The organism is Clostridium algidicarnis DSM 15099 (assembly GCF_002934235.1).
GTDB classification, from domain to species: Bacteria; Bacillota; Clostridia; order Clostridiales; family Clostridiaceae; genus Clostridium_L; species Clostridium_L algidicarnis.
This window is the reverse complement of sequence record NZ_PTIS01000001.1, coordinates 373,560-392,497: the sequence shown is the minus strand read 5'-3', so window position 1 is coordinate 392,497 and position 18,938 is coordinate 373,560. Positions and strand designations below refer to the sequence as shown.

Annotated in this window: 16 protein-coding genes; 1 reads left to right on the top strand and 15 read right to left on the bottom strand. The window is 30.2% G+C overall.

What is annotated here, in order from left to right; all coding sequences use genetic code 11:
• Window positions 1-16: 16 nt before the first annotated feature.
• Together BD821_RS01900 and BD821_RS01895 are read right to left on the bottom strand one after the other, a co-directional pair.
• Window positions 17-1,090: a tetratricopeptide repeat protein gene (locus BD821_RS01900; RefSeq protein ID WP_104409044.1), complete on the bottom strand. Its 1,074-nt coding sequence runs from the start codon at window positions 1,088-1,090 to the stop codon at window positions 17-19.
• A gap of 53 nt (window positions 1,091-1,143) precedes the next feature.
• Window positions 1,144-2,880 carry a phospho-sugar mutase gene (locus tag BD821_RS01895; protein ID WP_104409043.1) on the bottom strand — a complete coding sequence of 579 codons (1,737 nt, stop codon included), beginning with the start codon at window positions 2,878-2,880 and terminating at the stop codon, window positions 1,144-1,146.
• Window positions 2,881-3,094: 214 nt separating this feature from the next.
• On the opposite strand from BD821_RS01895, the gene BD821_RS01890 reads away from it, so the two are divergent.
• Entirely contained in the window at window positions 3,095-4,555 is a 1,461-nt protein-coding gene (locus BD821_RS01890; RefSeq protein WP_104409042.1) for an aminotransferase class I/II-fold pyridoxal phosphate-dependent enzyme, read from the top strand.
• Window positions 4,556-4,599: 44 nt separating this feature from the next.
• Here the strand turns inward: BD821_RS01890 and BD821_RS01885 are convergent, their stop codons facing one another.
• The 13 genes from BD821_RS01885 to BD821_RS01825 form a co-directional block, all read right to left on the bottom strand.
• Window positions 4,600-5,175 carry an indolepyruvate oxidoreductase subunit beta gene (locus BD821_RS01885; protein WP_104409041.1) on the bottom strand — a complete coding sequence of 192 codons (576 nt, stop codon included), beginning with the start codon at window positions 5,173-5,175 and terminating at the stop codon, window positions 4,600-4,602.
• Window positions 5,168-6,937 (bottom strand): indolepyruvate ferredoxin oxidoreductase subunit alpha, encoded by a 1,770-nt coding sequence (iorA, locus tag BD821_RS01880; RefSeq protein ID WP_104409040.1) that lies wholly within the window; start codon window positions 6,935-6,937, stop codon window positions 5,168-5,170. The genes BD821_RS01885 and iorA overlap by 8 nt, the downstream gene beginning before the upstream one ends.
• 18 nt (window positions 6,938-6,955) lie before the next feature.
• Window positions 6,956-7,852: a bifunctional enoyl-CoA hydratase/phosphate acetyltransferase gene (locus BD821_RS01875; RefSeq protein ID WP_104409039.1), complete on the bottom strand. Its 897-nt coding sequence runs from the start codon at window positions 7,850-7,852 to the stop codon at window positions 6,956-6,958.
• A 215-nt stretch (window positions 7,853-8,067) separates the two neighbouring features.
• Window positions 8,068-8,877 (bottom strand): phosphatidate cytidylyltransferase, encoded by an 810-nt coding sequence (locus tag BD821_RS01870; RefSeq protein ID WP_104409038.1) that lies wholly within the window; start codon window positions 8,875-8,877, stop codon window positions 8,068-8,070.
• Window positions 8,877-9,581: an isoprenyl transferase gene (locus BD821_RS01865; RefSeq protein ID WP_242850899.1), complete on the bottom strand. Its 705-nt coding sequence runs from the start codon at window positions 9,579-9,581 to the stop codon at window positions 8,877-8,879. Before BD821_RS01865 ends, BD821_RS01870 begins: the two co-directional genes overlap by 1 nt.
• 137 nt (window positions 9,582-9,718) lie before the next feature.
• Window positions 9,719-10,276, bottom strand: a complete 558-nt coding sequence (gene frr / locus BD821_RS01860) for a ribosome recycling factor (RefSeq protein ID WP_104409037.1) — start codon at window positions 10,274-10,276, stop codon at window positions 9,719-9,721.
• 15 nt (window positions 10,277-10,291) lie between these two features.
• The gene (pyrH, locus tag BD821_RS01855) at window positions 10,292-11,005 is read right to left on the bottom strand and encodes a UMP kinase (RefSeq protein ID WP_104409036.1); all 714 of its coding nucleotides are present in this window, start codon (window positions 11,003-11,005) and stop codon (window positions 10,292-10,294) included.
• 73 nt (window positions 11,006-11,078) lie between these two features.
• A complete protein-coding gene (tsf, locus tag BD821_RS01850) occupies window positions 11,079-12,002 on the bottom strand; it encodes a translation elongation factor Ts (RefSeq protein WP_104409035.1) in 924 nt (307 codons plus the stop codon).
• A 70-nt stretch (window positions 12,003-12,072) separates the two neighbouring features.
• Window positions 12,073-12,774: a 30S ribosomal protein S2 gene (rpsB, locus tag BD821_RS01845; protein WP_029453256.1), complete on the bottom strand. Its 702-nt coding sequence runs from the start codon at window positions 12,772-12,774 to the stop codon at window positions 12,073-12,075.
• A 215-nt stretch (window positions 12,775-12,989) separates the two neighbouring features.
• Window positions 12,990-13,766: a GTP-sensing pleiotropic transcriptional regulator CodY gene (codY, locus tag BD821_RS01840; RefSeq protein ID WP_029453257.1), complete on the bottom strand. Its 777-nt coding sequence runs from the start codon at window positions 13,764-13,766 to the stop codon at window positions 12,990-12,992.
• Window positions 13,767-14,000: 234 nt separating this feature from the next.
• The gene (gene topA / locus BD821_RS01835; protein ID WP_104409118.1) at window positions 14,001-16,088 is read right to left on the bottom strand and encodes a type I DNA topoisomerase; all 2,088 of its coding nucleotides are present in this window, start codon (window positions 16,086-16,088) and stop codon (window positions 14,001-14,003) included.
• Between the two features lie 120 nt (window positions 16,089-16,208).
• Entirely contained in the window at window positions 16,209-17,273 is a 1,065-nt protein-coding gene (gene dprA / locus BD821_RS01830; RefSeq protein ID WP_104409034.1) for a DNA-processing protein DprA, read from the bottom strand.
• A 101-nt stretch (window positions 17,274-17,374) separates the two neighbouring features.
• Window positions 17,375-18,919: a YifB family Mg chelatase-like AAA ATPase gene (locus BD821_RS01825; RefSeq protein WP_104409033.1), complete on the bottom strand. Its 1,545-nt coding sequence runs from the start codon at window positions 18,917-18,919 to the stop codon at window positions 17,375-17,377.
• Window positions 18,920-18,938: the final 19 nt, after the last annotated feature.

Below are 18,938 nucleotides of genomic sequence, written 5' to 3'. Positions count from 1 at the left end.
AATTCTTTTAATAATATTATTTAATAGTTCTTTCTATCTCTGTAATTATATCATCTTCTGGACTTATTTCTTTACCTTTTGAAATATATATTTCAGCATTCTTTTTATCTCCTATTTTTAAATAAGAAACTGCTAAGTTTGTACAAAATTCAACATTTTGAGAGACCTCAAATCCTTTTTTGAAATATATAATAGCATTACTATAGTCACCCATAGATGCATAATTAAGTCCTAATTCATTTACTACTTCTAAAATGTCACTATCTATAGATCTACTTTCATTTAAATAATATATAGCCTTTTGGTAATTACCTATAATTCTATAAGCTACCGCTATATGATAAAAAAGCATAGAATTTTCTTCATGACTTTTTACTAAAGGCAATAACTTTTCTAATGCCTTTTTGGGATCATCATAAATCAAAGATTTTCCATTTTCATAGTTTAATGATTGAAGTATAGTCTCTCTAAGATTCAGTGATTGCGTCTTAAACTCTCCTTCCCTTTTCAGACATTCTTCAATAGCTAGTATTGCCTTTTCATATTCTTCTTCATCTTTATATATTAAAGCTTCATAAAAGTATGGTAAATCATAACTATTTATAGTTTTTAAATATTCGATAAGTTCTAATTCTTCTTTTATAAATTCCTTTTCTTCTCCTCTTAATGTTTCTAGTATCCATATAGCCTTTTCAATGTTTTCGTCTTCATCATCTACTGAAATCAATCCCTTAAGTAGCAAATATGCATCTTCATAATTCTTTTCTTTAACATAGGATGCTATTTCACCCTTTATATATTTTATAGCTTCTTCATTTTTTATAACCAAGGCTTTATATATATTGTTATATTCAAACTCACTATCTGCCCCTAGTATTAAAAATATAGATTTTACTATTTTATTTAAAGGTATACTCTCTAATTTTAAAGTTTCTAGAATCTCTTTAGTAATATAAGAAGACTCTACCGGTATAAATATATTTTCCTTATTTATTAGTTTTGTGTTAAAAAGTTCTTCTACCGCTTCTTTTTTAACCTCTATAAAGATTAGCTTTTCTAATTTTTGTTTGAATTTAGAATCTATATCCAAAAAAACCCTCCTTATTAACTTACAATTTATTATTATCTTAATTTTAAAGATAATTAAGCTTTTACATCCATAGCATTATTTACTATATCCATTATGCTATTTTCTAATTTAACAATTCTTTCTTCAGCCTCAAATATATCATAAGACCAAGCAGAAATATAAATTTTAATCTTAGGTTCAGTACCTGAAGGCCTAACAACAAACCATGATTCATCCTTTAATATAAATTTAAGTACATTCGACCTAGGTAGATCTATTGTTTTTTCTTCTATTTTAATAAGATCTTTTTCAATTCCAGTTTTGTAGTCTAGCTTTTTTACTATACTGATATTATTTATAGTAGGTTTCATTGAATGCCTTAAATAATCTATGCAATTTTCAATTTTTTCTTGTCCTTCTTTGCCTTGTAATTCAATAGATATAAGTTTTTCCTTATAATAACCATATTGTTTATATATCTCAAGTAATGCATCAAATAAGGTCTTTCCTTTTTCTTTATAATATAGAGCCATTTCTGATATTAACATAGCTGTTATAATTGCATCTTTATCTCTCACAAAATCTCCTGCTAAATATCCATAACTTTCTTCAAATGCAAATATAAAATCCTTTTCTTTACTATCTTCAAATTCTGTAATCTTTTCTCCAATATATTTAAATCCAGTAAGTACATCCATAACCTCCACATTATAATCTTTTGCTATTCTTTTAACTAAATCTGTAGTTACAATAGTTTTTAATATAATTGGGTTCTTTGGCATTAAACTACTTTCTTTTAAAGATTCCATAATATAATTAGATAAAAGGATGCCTATTTCATTTCCACTTAATGATTTATATTCTTCTTTATCAAATACAACTACTCCAATTCTATCACAATCTGGATCTGTTCCAAATATTATATCAGGCTTTATTTCATAAGCCATCTTTATAGCTAGCTCAAAAGATTTAGGGTCTTCTGGGTTTGGGTACTCTACTGTTGGAAAATTTCCATTTGGATTTTCTTGCTTTTTAACCACATGTACATCTGTATATCCTAATTCTTTTAACATCTTTCTCATTGGGATATTTCCTGATCCATGTATAGGTGTATATACTATTTTAAGATTCTTTGCATTTTCCTTTATCATATCTTTTCTTATAGATAATTTTTTGACTTTATCTATATAGGAAGAATCTATGTCTTCCCCAATAATATTTAATAAATTATTTTCTATTGCTAATGCTTTACTTATGGTTTTAACTCCTTCAAATACTTTAACGTTATTAATATATTTAAATATATCTTTAGCCTTAGTATCAGTAATTTGTCCCCCATCTTCACCATATACCTTGTACCCATTATATTCTTTTGGATTATGAGACGCGGTTATTACTATACCTGCATTACAGTGTAACTGCCTTAATGCATAAGAAAGCATAGGAGTTGGTCTTAAGTCTTCAAATAAATAACATTTGATTCCATTAGCACAAAGTGTCAGTGCTGCTTTTTCAGAAAATTCTTTTGACATATTGCGTGAATCATAGGCTATAGCCACGGAAGGCTCTTTATACGTACTATTTAAATACTGAGCTAAGCCCTCTGTGGCCTTACCTACAGTATATAAATTCATTCTATTTGTTCCAGCACCCATTAAGCCTCTTAATCCGCCAGTCCCAAATTCTAAATCTTTATAAAATCTATCGGTTATTTCTGTTTCACTATTTTTAATTAAAATTAGCTCATTTTTAGTTTTATCATCAATAAACTTTGAACTTAACCATTCCTCATATATATTATAATGATACATATTGTTATCCTCCTAGAAATTCTTAACAAACCTATTATACTAAAAAACATATTATAAGTACACCCAAGTATTTATAAATAAAACATATTATATTTTTTTATTACCTTTTCATATTGCATTTAAGCACTATATAACATATAATAATATTGTTTTTTAAGCGATATAAATTTAAATATTTATTAGATTATAACAGGAAAGAAGGTGCTATAGTAAGGTGTATAAATTAGATCAAAATGAAACCCCATTGTTTGATTCTTTAATGGAATATGTAAATAGAGAAACTATACCATTTCACGTTCCTGGCCATAAAAAAGGCGTAGGTATGGATGAAGAATTTAAAAGCTTTATGGGTATAAATCCATTTAAAATTGATGTAACTGTATTTAAACTGGTGGATAGTCTTCATCACCCTACAGGTCCCATAAAAAAAGCTCAAGAATTGGCAGCAGATGCCTATGGATCAGAAGATGCATTTTTCTCAATCCATGGTACTTCTGGTGCAATTCAAGCTATGATAATGTCTGCAGTAGGTTCCGGTGATACATTGTTAGTTCCAAGAAATGTACATAAATCCGTTACTGCTGGAATTATCTTAAGTGGTGCTACCCCAGTGTATATGCAGCCAGAATTAGATAAAAACTTAGGTATAGCTCAAGGTGTAACACCCGAGACTGTGGAGGCTACCTTAAAAAAGCATCCTGAAACAAAGGCAGTTTTGATAATAAACCCTACTTACTATGGTGTAGCTACAGATTTAAAACGCATAGCTGAAATCGTTCATAGTTATGATATTCCTTTAATTGTAGATGAAGCACATGGTCCTCACCTAAGATTTAATGAAAAGTTGCCACTGTCCGCAATCGATGCAGGTGCTGACATATGTGCTCAAAGTACACATAAGATAATAGGTGCTTTGACTCAATGTTCTTTATTACATGTTAACTCAAAATATATAGATTCTTCAAGAGTTCAACAAGTTTTAAATTTGTTACAAACAACATCTCCATCTTATATCCTTATGGCATCACTGGACTGTTCTAGACGTCAGATTGCACTTCATGGTAAAGAACTGCTTGAAGGTTCATTGGCACTTTGTAGCTATGCTAGAGATGAAATAAACAAGATACCGGGACTTTATTGTTTTGGTGATGAAATACTAGGATCTCCTGGAGTATTTTCATTGGATCCTACAAAACTTACCATTACTTGTAGAGATTTAGGTATTACAGGATATGATTTAGATATGATTTTGTCCACAAAATATCATATTCAAATGGAGCTTTCAGATCTTTATAACATTTTAGCAGTAGGCTCTTTTGGAGATACTAAAGAAAGTATAGATAAACTTATAGAAGCTTTAAAAGAAATAAGCACAGAATATTCAAATAAGAATTCTAAAAAGCCAGATTTTATTGATATACCATCTATACCTGAAAGAATACTAATACCTAGAGATGCTTTCAACAGCAATAAAGAGTCACTTCTTTTAGACGATAGCATAGGTTTAATTAGTGGTGAGTTTTTATTAGCTTACCCACCAGGAATTCCAATTTTATGTCCTGGAGAAAAAATCACTGAAGAAATAATAAGCTATGTAAATGAACTTAAAGATGCAGGGCTTTATGTTCAAGGTACAGAAGACCCAAAGGTAGAATATATAAAAGTTGTAAAATAAAAAGAATGGAGATTTAAGTCTCCATTCTTTTTATTTTATTAGCCTTAAAATTCTAGCCCTATTTTAAATGCCTTCTTATTAAGTTCTAATGCCTTCTTTGGCACATTATTTTCCAAAACCTTTTCCCAATCTATATCTTCTAAATTTAATGCTTTGATTAATGCTCCTAACAAAATAATATTTTGGGATTTTACATTTCCAAGATCCCCCGCCATACCATGAGCATCAACAATAACAGTATTTTTAACCAAAGCTTTTAATCTACTACTAACATCTTCAGGATAGCTTTCCATCCCTATAAGTACAGTAATAGGATATATTTCATAATCATTAACTATTAAAGTACCTTCATCTTTTAAATAAGAAACCCATCTAGCAGCCTCACTCTTTTCAAATGAAACAATTACATCTACAGTTCCTTTTTCAATTAAGGGTGAAGAAACGCATTCTCCATACCTTACTTGAGTTGTTACACTTCCTCCTCTTTGAGCCATTCCGTGCACTTCCGACATTTTTACGTCGTAACCAAAATTTAAAAGTCCTTCTGTTAACACCTTAGATGCTAGTATGGTTCCTTGGCCCCCTACACCTACAAACAAAATATTTTTAGTATTACTCATTTTGTTCACCTACCTTTTCAATAGCTCCGAACTTACAGACTTGCTTACATATTTCGCATCCATTACACATATCTTTATCTATGCTTACAATTCCATTTTTATAATTTAATGCAGGGCATCCAACCTTTAGACAAGCCTTACACTTTTTGCATTTTATAGGATCTATTTTGCACTTCATATGAGCTCTGTACTTTATTACATCTTTTATTAAAGCACAGGGCTGCTTTGCTATAATAACAAAAGGTTCTTCACTTTCATAAGCTTCTTTTACAGCAGCTTCAGTGGCCTTTAAATCATAAGGATCTACAACCTTCAAGTTCTCTTTTTTAACACCTAAGGATAATACTAATCCTTCGATATCTATTATAGGTGCAGTTTTGCGTTGAAGTGTTTTTCCTGTACCAGGATTTTCTTGATGACCAGTCATGCCTGTAATTCTATTATCTAATATACAAGTAACTATTGGAATACCGTTATAAACAGAGTCTATAAGTCCTGTTATTCCAGAGTGAAAGAATGTTGAGTCACCAATAAATGCAAACACCTTTGATTTATCACCAGATAGTTCCCTTGCCTTTTGCATTCCAAGTCCTGATGAAATCGAAGCTCCCATACAAATAACTGTATCTGTAACACTAAGTGGCGGCATCATTCCAAGAGTATAGCATCCTATATCCCCTGTAGCTATTATATCCTTATATTTTGATACGGCATAAAACATTCCTCTATGAGGACACCCAGCACACAATATTGGAGGCCTTGATGGTGGAACTATATCTGTTATATAATTAGAGTCTGCTTTTTTACCTAAAATAGCCTCTCTTATAATCTCTGGGTTTAATTCTCCACATATTGGAATTATATCTTTTCCTATACAATCTATACCCATTACCTTTATAGCATTTTCTAAATAAGGTTCATTTTCTTCTATTACATAAAGTTTGTCCACTTTCTTAGAAAATTCTTTTATTAATTTATCTGGTAAAGGATAGCTCATTCCTATTTTAAGATAAGATGCACCATCATCGAAAACTTCTTTAGCATATTGATAACTTATACCACTAGTTATTATTCCTATAGATGTATCATTCATCTCTATTTTATTTAAAAAGGTTGTATTAGAAAAGTCTTTTAATCTTTCTAATCTTTCTTCTACCTCATAGTGTTTTTTTCTTGCATTAGCAGGTATCATAGCATATTTTGATATGTTTTTTACATAGGGTTTAACAGGAACCTCTAACTTTTCTCCAAGTTCGACAGGTCCTTTAGAATGGGAAACTCTAGTAGTGCTTCTGAATAAAACAACAGTATCAAAATCTTCACTTATTTTAAATGCTTCTTTCATAAATATTCTACACTCATCTGAGTCAGAAGGTTCTATAAGTGCTATTTTTGCATGAGGTGCATATAGTCTATTGTCTTGCTCATTCTGAGATGAGTGCATACCTGGGTCATCTGCAGTTACTACTACAAAACCACCATTAACGCCTTCATAAGCCATTGTAAAGAGTGGATCTGCAGCTACATTAAGCCCTACGTGTTTCATGGCTGATAAACTTCTAGCTCCACCTATAGATGCTCCAGACGCCACTTCAAATCCAACCTTTTCATTAGGTGCCCATTCTGCATAAACGCCTTCATAAGTAGCAAAATTCTCTAATACTTCCGTACTAGGTGTCCCAGGATATCCTGATGCGATTTTACAATCTGCTTCATAGGCTCCCCTTGCAATAGCTTCATTTCCTGACATTATAACTTTCATAAAATCTCCTCCTAAAAATTAGTCCATTAGCGCTCCAAGCGCTATGGAATATAGCTTTGACATTGCACAATCTGCTCTTGATACCAAAACTATTGGACATTTAGCTCCTACAATTATGCCTGCACTCTTAGCCTTTCCAAAATAGGTTAATGATTTGCCTAAAAAATTACCGGATTCTATATTTGGAACAAGTAGTATATCAGCATCTCCTGCAACTTCACTTTTAATACCTTTATGATTTGCAGCTTCTTTAGATATTGAATTGTCTAGCCCTAAAGGTCCATCAACCAAGCAATTTTTTATTTGTCCTCTTTTATTCATTTGAGATAGTATAGACGCATCTATTGTAGATTGCATAGAGGGGTTAACGGTTTCAACAGCACATATAGCTGCCACCTTAGGGGTTTGAATTCCAAGGCTACTTGCAACAAACACAGCATTATTTATTATTGCAACTTTATCATTTACATCTGGATAAGGTATCATTCCTCCATCTGTTAAAAAGAGCAACTTATGGTAAGTCGGTGTTTCATAAACCATAACGTGTGAAAGTATACCTTTACCTCTAAGATCTGCTTTTTTATCAAGTACCGCTTTTAATAAATCTGCAGTGTTTATCATACCCTTCATTATAAAATCAGCTTTTCCTAAAGATACTTCTTCCACTGCAATCTTTGCTGCATTCTTACTATCCTTTTCATTTATGATTTTCGCACCTTTAATTAATATATTTTCATCCTTTAAAATAGCTTCTATTCTTTCTTTGTTTCCAACTAACGTAGCATTTATAATTCCTAAATTAACAGCTTTTGCTACAGCCTTTAATATATCATTGTCATCTGCAACAGCAACTGACATAGTTTTAACAGGTCTTTTTTTAGCCATATCAATAAGTTGTTCTAATTCCTTAACCATATAACCCTCCCTTATATTTTTTATAACAAGTTAATTTAATTAGTTATAACTTCCTATAAATAACTTTTGTGCTCTTCTTTTAGTATATTACAACTAGTCCATATATTCAATTTATTCTATTTGATGATATATAGGGCATTAAATATTTCGCATAAAAAGGAGCCTTATATAAATATAAGGCTCCTTTTTATTGGTTAAAAATATTAATTTTATAATTAAAGCTGTAATATAAAATGAAGATAATAAAACACTATTACAGATGAAAATAATATACTATCGAATCTATCTAATATTCCACCATGACCTGGTATTAGATTACTATAATCTTTTATACCTACATATCTTTTTATAGCTGATGCTGATAAATCACCAAATTGACCTGCTATACCACCTAATAATCCCAATATCACATAATGATAATTTGGTATTGGTACACTCTTACTTATAAAAAAGCCAAAAGCACTACAAGCTACCATACTACCAATTAGCCCACCAATAGAGCCTTCTATAGTTTTTTTAGGACTTACTTTAGGACATAACTTTCTTTTTCCAAAAATTCTACCTGTATAATAAGCCGCCGTATCACAAATCCATGAAGATAAAAATATTATCCACACCATGTATTTTCCATATTGCATCTGATTTACTAATGAAATAAAACTAAAGAATATCCCGCAATAAATAAATCCTAATAATGTTACAGATATATCTATAAAGTTATATTTCACGTTTAATACTGAATTTATCAAAAGAATAAAAATTAATACTATAATAATAAATAATGATATCTCGGAATTTGAATTAAATATATAATAAAAAACACAAGCCACATACCCTAGTATTGGTATAGGTTTAATATCTACAGTTCTAGCTGCATTATATATTTCATACATTCCCATTAAAGACAAGATTAAAGACACAATTTTCAAATATGGTCCTCCTATAAATAAAAATGCAATAAGGGGAGATAATATTAGCGCTCCTAAATACCTATTATTAGATTTCAATTTACCACCTACATTCATTATTTTACACTACCAAATCTTCTATCTCTCCTTTGATAGTCTGCTATAGCTTTATGAAGATCTTCTATCCCAAAATCTGGCCAATATATATCAGAATACCAAAACTCCGAATAAGCACACTGCCATAATAAAAAGTTACTTATTCTTTGTTCTCCACTTGGTCTTATTATTAAATCTGGATCCGGCATGTCTTTTGTATAAAGATACTTTTCAAAAACTTTTTCATCTATTGGTTGTTTTAATATATCTTTTTCGCTAAAATCCTTAATTAAACTATTAACAGCATAAACTATCTCATCTCTTCCACCATAGTTTAGAGCTAAATTCATAATTACCCCTGTATTATTTTTAGTTTTTTCGTATGCACTAATAAGTTCTTTTTGACAAGATAAGGGTAACTTTGTTATATCTCCAATATGATTTATAACTACTCCGTTTTCATGTAATTCATTAAATTCGTTTCTTAAATATTGAATTAAAAGTCCCATCAATGTATTTATTTCTTCCTTTGGCCTATTCCAGTTTTCTGTAGAGAAGGCATATAACGTCAAATACTTTATTCCTAATTTATTGCATTCCTTAACAATACATCTTATTGTCTCTACCCCAGCTTTATGTCCCATGGATCTTGGTAAATTCTTTTCTTTTGCCCATCTACCATTTCCATCCATGATTATAGCTATATGTTTTGGTATATTATTCATATCTAATTTTAGCTGTTCATTTGGCCTAATAAGTTTCTTTTTAAATATATTAAACAATTACAATGCCCCCAATACTAAAAAATATTAAATAAAACCCGCAAAGCAGGTTTTATTTATTTGAAACTTAAAGACATCTACTATACTGACATTACTTCTTTTTCTTTATCATCTATTATAATATCAACTTCTTTTATATAGTTATCAGTTAGCTTTTGTATATCGTCTTCTACATTTTTAACTTCGTCTTCTGAAAGATTTCCATCTTTTTTCAAGTTCTTTATTTTATCGTTACTTTCTCTTCTTATAGATCTTATAGCAACCTTAGAATCTTCCCCTGCTTTTTTTATATTTTTAACTAGATTCTTCCTTGTTTCTTCAGTAAGTTCCGGTACTATAAGTCTTATAACCGTTCCATCATTTGAAGGGTTTATACCTAAATCTGATTTTAAAATTGATCTTTCAATATCCTTAAGAGTAGATTTTTCCCAAGGTTGTATGAGAAGCACCCTAGGTTCTGGGGCAGAAATATTTCCTACCTGGCTTAAAGGTACCATACTCCCGTAGTATTCTACCTCTATTCTATCCAGCATTGTAGGATTTGCCCTACCAGCTTTCATAGTAGATAAATCACTTTTTAGCACTATTATTGTCTTTTTCATCTTATCTTCAGCTTTTTTTATAATATCTTTTATCATAATAACCCTCCTATATTATTTTGATGATATTAGAGTACCTAAATTTTCACCCATTATAGCTTTTTTTATATTTCCTGGATTATCTAATCCAAATACTAAAATAGGTATGTTATTGTCCATACACAATGATGCAGCCGTTGAATCCATTACTTGTAATCCCTTTTCTAATACTTCCATATGAGATAATTTATTGAATTTTATAGCATCACTATATTTATGGGGATCTTTATCATAAACTCCGTCTACTTTTTTAGCTAATAATATCACATCAACTTCCATTTCTGCAGCTCTTAAGGCAGCAGTTGTATCTGTAGAGAAATATGGATTTCCAGTTCCTGCAGCAAATATTACAACTCTTCCCTTTTCTAAATGTCTCATTGCTCTTCTTCTTATAAAAGGTTCTGCGATTTCTTTCATTTCAATTGCAGTTTGCACTCTAGTATGCACGCCTACGTTTTCAAGAGAATCTTGAAGAGCTAATGCATTTATACAAGTTGCTAGCATACCCATATAGTCTGCGGTAGCTCTGTCCATACCTTTACCGCTTCTTCCTCTCCATATGTTTCCGCCTCCAACAACAACGCCAATCTCTACTCCCATATCAACTAGCTCTTTAATTTCTATAGCTATTCTTGTAGCGACATCAAAGTCGATACCAAATCCATTATCTCCCGCTAATGCTTCTCCAGATACTTTAAGTATGATTCTCTTATATTTGCAACCTTCCATATACTAACCCCCAGTAAAATTATTGCTTTTAATATATATTTTTAAAAAAAGAGAACACGCAGTGTTCTCTTTTTTATTTTCCCTGCTGCATTTGCTTTTGAACTTCTTCAGCAAAGTTTTCTTCTTTTTTCTCTATTCCTTCGCCCTTTTCAAATCTTTCAAACCTATTAATCTTTATTTCAGATCCTACTTCTTTGGACTTTTCTTTTAAATACTTTGAAATTGTGTAATCAGCATCTTTTACCCAAACTTGCTCAACTAAACAAACTTCTTTATAGTATTTTTGAATTCTACCTTCAACCATTTTTTCAACTATCTTTTCAGGTTTTCCTTCATTTAAAGCTTGAACTTTATATATTTCTCTTTCTTTTTCAATTGATACTTGATCTACAGATGTTTTATCTAAGAACAATGGATTAGTTGCTGCAATTTGCATAGCAACATCTTTAGCAACTGTTTCTAATATTTCGTTGCTATTTTCACATCCCAATTCAACTAAAACCCCAATTCTGCCTCCGCCATGAACATAGCTTGATATTACACCATTTTGAACATTTAACTTAACAAATCTTCTAATGTTCATATTTTCTCCAAGCTTTGCTATTAAATCAGTTAAAACTTCTTTTGCAGATTTATCTGGATTATCTATATGTTTTTCTTCTATAAATTCATCAATATCTTTTGCATTAGAAACTGAAGCCATTCTAGCTAAGCTCTTAGCAAGTTTTATAAATTCTTCATTAAGTGAAACAAAATCAGTTTCACAATTTAATTCAACCATACCAGCTTGTTTTTTATCTTCAGAAATAAATGTTTCAACTACTCCTTCTGAAGCAATTCTTCCAGCTTTTTTAGCTGCAGCTGCCAATCCCTTTTCTCTTAATACTTCAACTGCTTTTTCAATATCTCCATCAGCTTCAGTTAAAGCTTTCTTGCAATCCATCATCCCTGCACCCGTCATATCTCTTAGTTCTTTTACAGACTTTGCACTAATCATTTTAAATCCTCCTTATTCAGTTAGTTTAAATGGCAAATGAGATTTAAACCTCATTTACCATTTATATCAACTATTCAGCTAGTTGTTCACCTTGTCTTCCTTCGATAACAGCATCAGCCATTCTCCCAGTTATTAACTTAACTGCTCTTATTGCATCATCATTTCCTGGTATTATATAATCAACTTCATCTGGATCACAGTTTGTGTCAACTATTCCTACTACAGGTATTCCTAATATCTTAGCTTCTGAAACAGCATTTTTTTCTTTTCTTGGATCAACAACAAATAGTGCTCCTATGTTGCTTACATCCATGTTTTGAATTCCGCCTAAATTAGCTTCTAGCTTTTCCATTTCATTTCTAAGATTAGTTACTTCTTTCTTTGGAAGAACATCAAATGTTCCATCTTCTTCCATAGTTCTTAAGTCATTTAATCTTTTTATTCTAGCCTTTATAGTTTTAAAGTTTGTTAACATTCCACCTAACCATCTATTGTTAACAAAATGCATTCCTGATCTTTCAGCTTCCTCACGTATAGCTTCTTGAGCTTGTTTTTTAGTTCCAACAAATAGAATATCTTTTCCATCCATTGATAATTGTCTAATAAAATCATACGCATTATCTATTTTCTTAACTGTTTTTTGAAGGTCAATTATATATATACCATTTCTTTCAGTAAATATATATGGAGCCATTTTAGGGTTCCACCTTCTAGTTTGATGTCCAAAATGAACACCTGCTTCTAATAATTGTTTCATTGAAATTACTGCCATTTTATATACCTCCTTGGTTTTTACCTCCATTGTTCTCATATTCATAAAATACCTTTAAGGCACCCCTTTATAAATTGAACAATGTGTGTATTTTCTCTTTTGATAGTATATCATAATGCTATCATAGTATCAATATATATTTTAAAATTTATTAACTTTTTTAATAATCTAAATTTACATTTAAAAAAGTAAAAGGATAATTCCTTTTACTTTTTTTATTTCATCTTTTTTAATTCATCTAATAACTTGTCATTTAATATCTTTATATGTGTACCCTTCATTCCCAGGGATCTTGATTCAATTACTCCTGCACTTTCAAACTTTCTAAGAGCATTTACAATAACTGATCTAGTAATTCCTACTTTATCAGCTATTTTAGAAGCAACTAAAAGACCTTCACTCCCATTTAGCTCATTAAATATATGCTCTACTGCCTCTAGTTCAGAATAAGATAAAGTACCAATAGCTAATTGAACTACTGCTTTTTTACGAGCTTCTTCTTCTATTACGTCTTGTTTAGCTCTTAACATTTCAAGCCCTACAATTGTAGCACTATATTCAGCTAAAACTAAGTCATCATCAGTAAATAGATCTCCAAATCTAGCTAAAAGTAAAGTACCGATTCTATCTCTGTTTCCTATTATAGGAACTATAGTAGAGTTTTTCTCTAGTAAGTTACATTCACAATTATCTTCAAACACGCAGCTTCCTTTATTTGGAACATTTGATATTGTTTCATGAATATTTAAAAGATTATTGTTATAGTCTTCTGGGAATCTCCCTTGGTCTAAAACATTGCTTTTGACTTTATCGCACTCAAATCCTTTGGAAAAATTATGTCCTAGTATCTTTCCTTTTCTGCTTACTATATAAACATTACATTCCAGAACTTCACTTAGGATCTTACAAATATCATCAAATACTACTGGTTCTGCTCCAGATTTTTGAAGTATCTTATTTAGGCTTCTTGCTTTACTCAACAACGTAGACATTTTATTCCTCCTTACAATAAATTATATAAAATATCTAATTTATATACATTTATATAACTTTTAAGTTTATTGACTATTCTAAAGACTTAATCTTTTCTAAATATTTAGAATAGTCGTAGCTTTACCTAAATCATAATATCATACTATAGAACAAGTTTCAACCTAAATCTTATTAATTCAACATATTTCTCCTTGTATTGAAATTAAATTATCATCAATTAAGTATTAATCAACTTATTCTTCAGTTTCCTTTTCTATAATTTCTTTGAATTTACACTCTGCATTAGAGCATTCCAAATAATTTCCTTTAGCTTTACTATATTTTTTATACATAAATGTTCCGCATTTAATACATTTTTTTTCTGAAGGTTCAAACCAACTAATAAAATCGCATTCTGGATATGTAGAACATCCATAAAATCTATTACCTTTTTTACTTCTTTTAGCAACTAATATACCTCCGCACTTAGGACATGGAGCTTTTAGTTCTTCCACTATTGCTTTAGTATTTTTACATTCTGGATATCCCGGACAAGCTAAAAACTTACCAAATCTTCCATGCTTAATAACCATTAATTTACCACATTTATCGCAAGGCACCTCACTTACTTCATCCTCTATGGTTATTTTGGATATTTCTTTTTCAGCTATATCTATAGATTCCTTTAAAGGTTTAAAAAACTCATCTACAACTTCTTTCCATGGTTCCTTTCCCTCTTCTACACTATCTAGCTTATTTTCCATTGCCGCAGTAAATTCTATATCAACTACTTGTTTAAAATACTTTTCCATAATGTCATTTACTATTTTGCCCAAATCCGTTGGTAATAAACTTTTTTTCTCTCTATCAATGTATTTTCTGCTAAAGAGTGTAGATATAGTTGGTACATAAGTACTTGGTCTTCCAATTCCATTTTCCTCCATAGTTTTAACAAAACTTGCTTCTGTGTATCTAGCAGGAGGCTGTGTGAAATGTTGTTTAGGATCTATATCACAACAATTTAAAATTTCATTTTCAATAAGCTCCGGTATTTTTGTGTTTTCCTCTTCCGTATCAGGAGCATAATCATACACTTTCATAAAACCTTCAAATTTAATTGATGATCCGCTAGCTCTAAAAGTGTAATCTCCATTTTTCATCTCTACTGAAATAGTATTTAATGTACAAGATGACATTTGACTTCCTACATATCTATTCCATATAAGTAAATACAGTTTATATTGTTCTGGCTTAAGGCTTGCCTTTACTTTCTCTGGTGTAATGTTTACATCTGAAGGCCTTATAGCTTCATGAGCATCTTGTATATTTTTTTTACTTTTATAAACTCTAGGCTCTTTTGGTAAATATTCTTTACCATAGGTGCTTTCGATAAATTCCATTGCATATCCTTGAGCCTCATCAGATATACGTACAGAATCTGTCCTCATATAAGTAATTAAACCAATGGTTCCATATCCCTTTATTTCAACACCTTCATAAAGTTGTTGAGCTACCGACATAGTCTTTTTTGTTGCAAAATTTATCTTTTTATAAGCTTCTTGTTGTAATGTACTTGTTGTAAATGGTGGAAGTGGATTTTTATTTTTTAAAGACTTCTTAACTTTTTCTACTTTAAAATCATTGTTTTTTATATTTTCAATAATATTATTAGCTTCTTGTTCATCTTTTATTTCTATTTTTTTATTATTATAACCTGTAAGTTTTACAGGAAATTTTATTTTATCTTTTAAGATAATACACTCTATGCTCCAATACTCTTTTGGAATAAACTTTTCAATTTCTGCTTCTCTATCGCAAATCAAGTGTAACGCTGCTGACTGAACCCTACCTGCACTAAGTCCCCACTTTACATTTCTCCATAAAATTGGACTTATTTCATATCCAACTAGTCTATCTAAAACTCTTCTTGCCTGCTGAGCATCTACTAAATCTTCATCTATAGTTCTTGAATTCTTTATAGAATTTTTCACGGCCATCTTAGTAATTTCATTAAACTCTATTCTACACTTTTCTTTTTTATCTATTTTTAATGCTGTTGCTAAATGCCATGAAATAGCTTCTCCCTCTCTATCAGGGTCTGTTGCAAGATAGACTTTATCGCTTTTCTTTGCCAGCTTTCTTAGCTTATTTAATAATTCACCTTTACCTCTTATTGTAATATATTTAGGATCATAATTATTTTCTATATCCACTCCTAGTTGACTTTTAGGTAAATCTCTAACATGTCCCATAGATGCTTCTACTATATAATTCTTTCCTAAATACTTACCGATTGTTTTTGCCTTTGCTGGTGATTCAACAATAACTAAATTTTGTCCCATATAATACTCCATAATGAAATGGAGATTTCACCCCCTACATAATTTAATCCCACAAACATATTTCATACTATCTTTTATACATATTTACTATATTTTCTATCTGACTTTATATTATCATATTTAAATTTTCTTAACATAATAGTCTCCTGCTAAACATATTATTTCTTCAGCAAGTTGCATTTCAAATAATAACTCATACAGTACCTTTATGTCAATATTACTTTTGTTAATTATTTCATTTATATGTATGGGTCTATCTTCAATAAACTTCATTAAAAAGTTTTTATTTAAATTCATTTCATTGCTTTTATTAGAATTATTAATCTTTTTATCAATTCCTAATAATTCTAATATATCATTTATTCCTGTAAATATATAGGCGCCATCTTTTATTAGATCATTGCAGCCTCTACTCTGTTTCCAGTAATAGCTACCTGGCACAGCCATAACATCTTTACCTTGAAGTAGCGCATAATTAGCTGTTATTAGTGTGCCACTTCTTTCTGCGGCTTCTACTATTATTACTAATTCACTAAGCCCACTTATTATTCTATTTCTTCTTGGAAAATTAATCTTATATGGTGGAGTTCCCGGCATAAATTCAGAAATTATACATCCTCTTTTAGAAATTTCATCATATAAAGTTTTGTTTTCTTTTGGATAGATAAGATCTAATCCACACCCCAATACAGCTGTTGTATACAACCCTTCTTTTAATGATATATTATGAGCTATGCTATCTATTCCTCTAGCTCCACCACTTATAATATTTATATCATATCCGTTTAAACCTTTAATTATTTGTTTAGCCATTTCTTCTCCGTAATTACTACATTTTCTAGACCCTATTATGGATATATTAGTATGATTTTGCAGCTTTTCTATTTCTCCTTTATAAAATAATACAAAAGGAGGTTCTTCTATGTTTTTCAAAAAATAAGGATATACGCTTTCACCATAAAAACAATATTTCATTTCATTTTTAAATATCATTTCACTTAACTCTTCTATATTTATATAAATACTCGACTCTAATTCCATCCATATATAGTTAAGGTAATTGTTTTCTTTTTGCCTTTCAATATTATTGTATATATTCTCCACACTGCCATAAGTTTCTAATAATAATGATTTTTTGCTATTAGAGATTTTAGCTAAAATAAAATTTAATTCATATTTATTCATATATTTACCTCAAATCTTTTTTCTAGAGTATAACCATTAATACTTAAAATTATAACAATTTCTTGTAACTTTAAGTAAATAATACTGGTTTCTTATTATGACTAAATTATATCTTTAAGAAACCGTCTATACTGTATTGATTCTATAATATCATTTTTGGTTATATTTTTATTATCATTTAAATCGGCTATAGTTCTTGAAATCTTTAATATTTTATAATATCCTCTAGTGCTTAATCCATATTTCTCATAAACAGTTTTCAATATTTCACTAGAATCTTTATCTAACTTACAATATTCTTTAATATATTCTTTATTCATCTCAGAATTATATTTTATATCTCCATTTTTAAATCTCTGAGCTTGTATTTCTCTAGCTTTAGAAACCCTATCTTTTATCTCTTTAGAATTTTTTGAAGTCTTAGACTTATTATCTTTATTTATATCCTCATATTTTAAAGAGGGTACAAATGAGAATAAATCTATCCTATCAAGCAAAGGTCCCGATAACTTTTGAAGGTACCTTTTTCTTTCAGCTTCACTACAAGTACATTGTTTAATTTCTGAGTGAGAAAGATAAAATCCACATGGACATGGATTTAAACTTCCTATAAATATAAATTTAGAAGGATAATCTATAGACCCTGTAAGTCTAGTTATAGTTACATTACCATCTTCTAATGGTTGCCTTAATAATTCTAGTGTACTTCTATTAAACTCTAAAATCTCATCTAAAAATAGTACTCCATTATGCGCAAGTGTTATCTCACCTACCTTAAGGTCTCTCCCCCCACCTATTAATGCTGTTTTTGTTATACTGTGATGAGGATTTCTAAAGGGTCTTGATTTTATAAGTCCTTGCTGTTTATTAAGATTTCCTGAAACACTGTATATTTTAGTTACTTCTACAGATTCTTCATAAGTTAACCCCGGAAGAATGCATGACATCCTTTTCGCTAACATTGTTTTACCAGATCCTGGTGGCCCATAAAGTATTAAATTGTGAAATCCTGCAGCAGCAACTTCTAACACTCGTTTTACACTTTCTTGTCCTACTACATCATCAAAATCATATTCTAATGCTTTTATATTGTTTTCATCCTTTTCATTGGAAGAATTTTTATACGGTAACATATCCTTATATGTTAGGAAATGTATAACCTCTTTTAAATTCTTAAATGGAAAAGCTTTTATGTCTTTACTTACCATACACTCATTAATATTTTCATAGGGCACAATAAAATCCTTTATACCATTGTTCATAGCTTCTAATATTATAGGAAGAATTCCTTTTACAGGTCTTAATTCACCATTAAGAGAAAGTTCGCCCATAAACACAAATTCTTCTATACTTGCATAAGTTATCTGAGAACTTGCTAACAATATACCTAAAGCTATAGATAAATCAAATACAGCTCCTTCCTTTTTTATACTAGCTGGGGCAAGATTTACTGTTATTCTTCCTACAGGAAAATCAAATCCCGAGTTTATAATGGAAGTTCTTACCCTATCCTTAGATTCTTTTATAGCAGTATCTCCAAGTCCCACAATATTAAATGTTGGTAGTCCATATGATATATCCACTTCCACATCTACTAAAAACCCTTTAATGCCTGTATAGGCGGCACTATAAATTTTGATAGCCATAATTAAAATCACCTCTAGT

Coding starts and splice junctions, on each gene's coding strand:
- rpsB (WP_029453256.1), bottom strand. CDS start 12,774: ATGGCAGTAATTTCAATGAAACAATTATTAGAAGCAGGTGTTCATTTT.
- BD821_RS01875 (WP_104409039.1), bottom strand. CDS start 7,852: ATGGTTAAGGAATTAGAACAACTTATTGATATGGCTAAAAAAAGACCT.
- codY (WP_029453257.1), bottom strand. CDS start 13,766: ATGTCTACGTTGTTGAGTAAAGCAAGAAGCCTAAATAAGATACTTCAA.
- BD821_RS01870 (WP_104409038.1), bottom strand. CDS start 8,877: ATGAATGTAGGTGGTAAATTGAAATCTAATAATAGGTATTTAGGAGCG.
- BD821_RS01825 (WP_104409033.1), bottom strand. CDS start 18,919: ATGGCTATCAAAATTTATAGTGCCGCCTATACAGGCATTAAAGGGTTT.
- iorA (WP_104409040.1), bottom strand. CDS start 6,937: ATGAAAGTTATAATGTCAGGAAATGAAGCTATTGCAAGGGGAGCCTAT.
- BD821_RS01865 (WP_242850899.1), bottom strand. CDS start 9,581: ATGAATAATATACCAAAACATATAGCTATAATCATGGATGGAAATGGT.
- tsf (WP_104409035.1), bottom strand. CDS start 12,002: ATGATTAGTGCAAAGTCTGTAAAAGAACTAAGAGATATGACGGGTGCA.
- frr (WP_104409037.1), bottom strand. CDS start 10,276: ATGATAAAAGATATTATAAAAAAAGCTGAAGATAAGATGAAAAAGACA.
- BD821_RS01885 (WP_104409041.1), bottom strand. CDS start 5,175: ATGAGTAATACTAAAAATATTTTGTTTGTAGGTGTAGGGGGCCAAGGA.
- pyrH (WP_104409036.1), bottom strand. CDS start 11,005: ATGGAAGGTTGCAAATATAAGAGAATCATACTTAAAGTATCTGGAGAA.
- topA (WP_104409118.1), bottom strand. CDS start 16,088: ATGGGACAAAATTTAGTTATTGTTGAATCACCAGCAAAGGCAAAAACA.
- BD821_RS01895 (WP_104409043.1), bottom strand. CDS start 2,880: ATGTATCATTATAATATATATGAGGAATGGTTAAGTTCAAAGTTTATT.
- dprA (WP_104409034.1), bottom strand. CDS start 17,273: ATGAATAAATATGAATTAAATTTTATTTTAGCTAAAATCTCTAATAGC.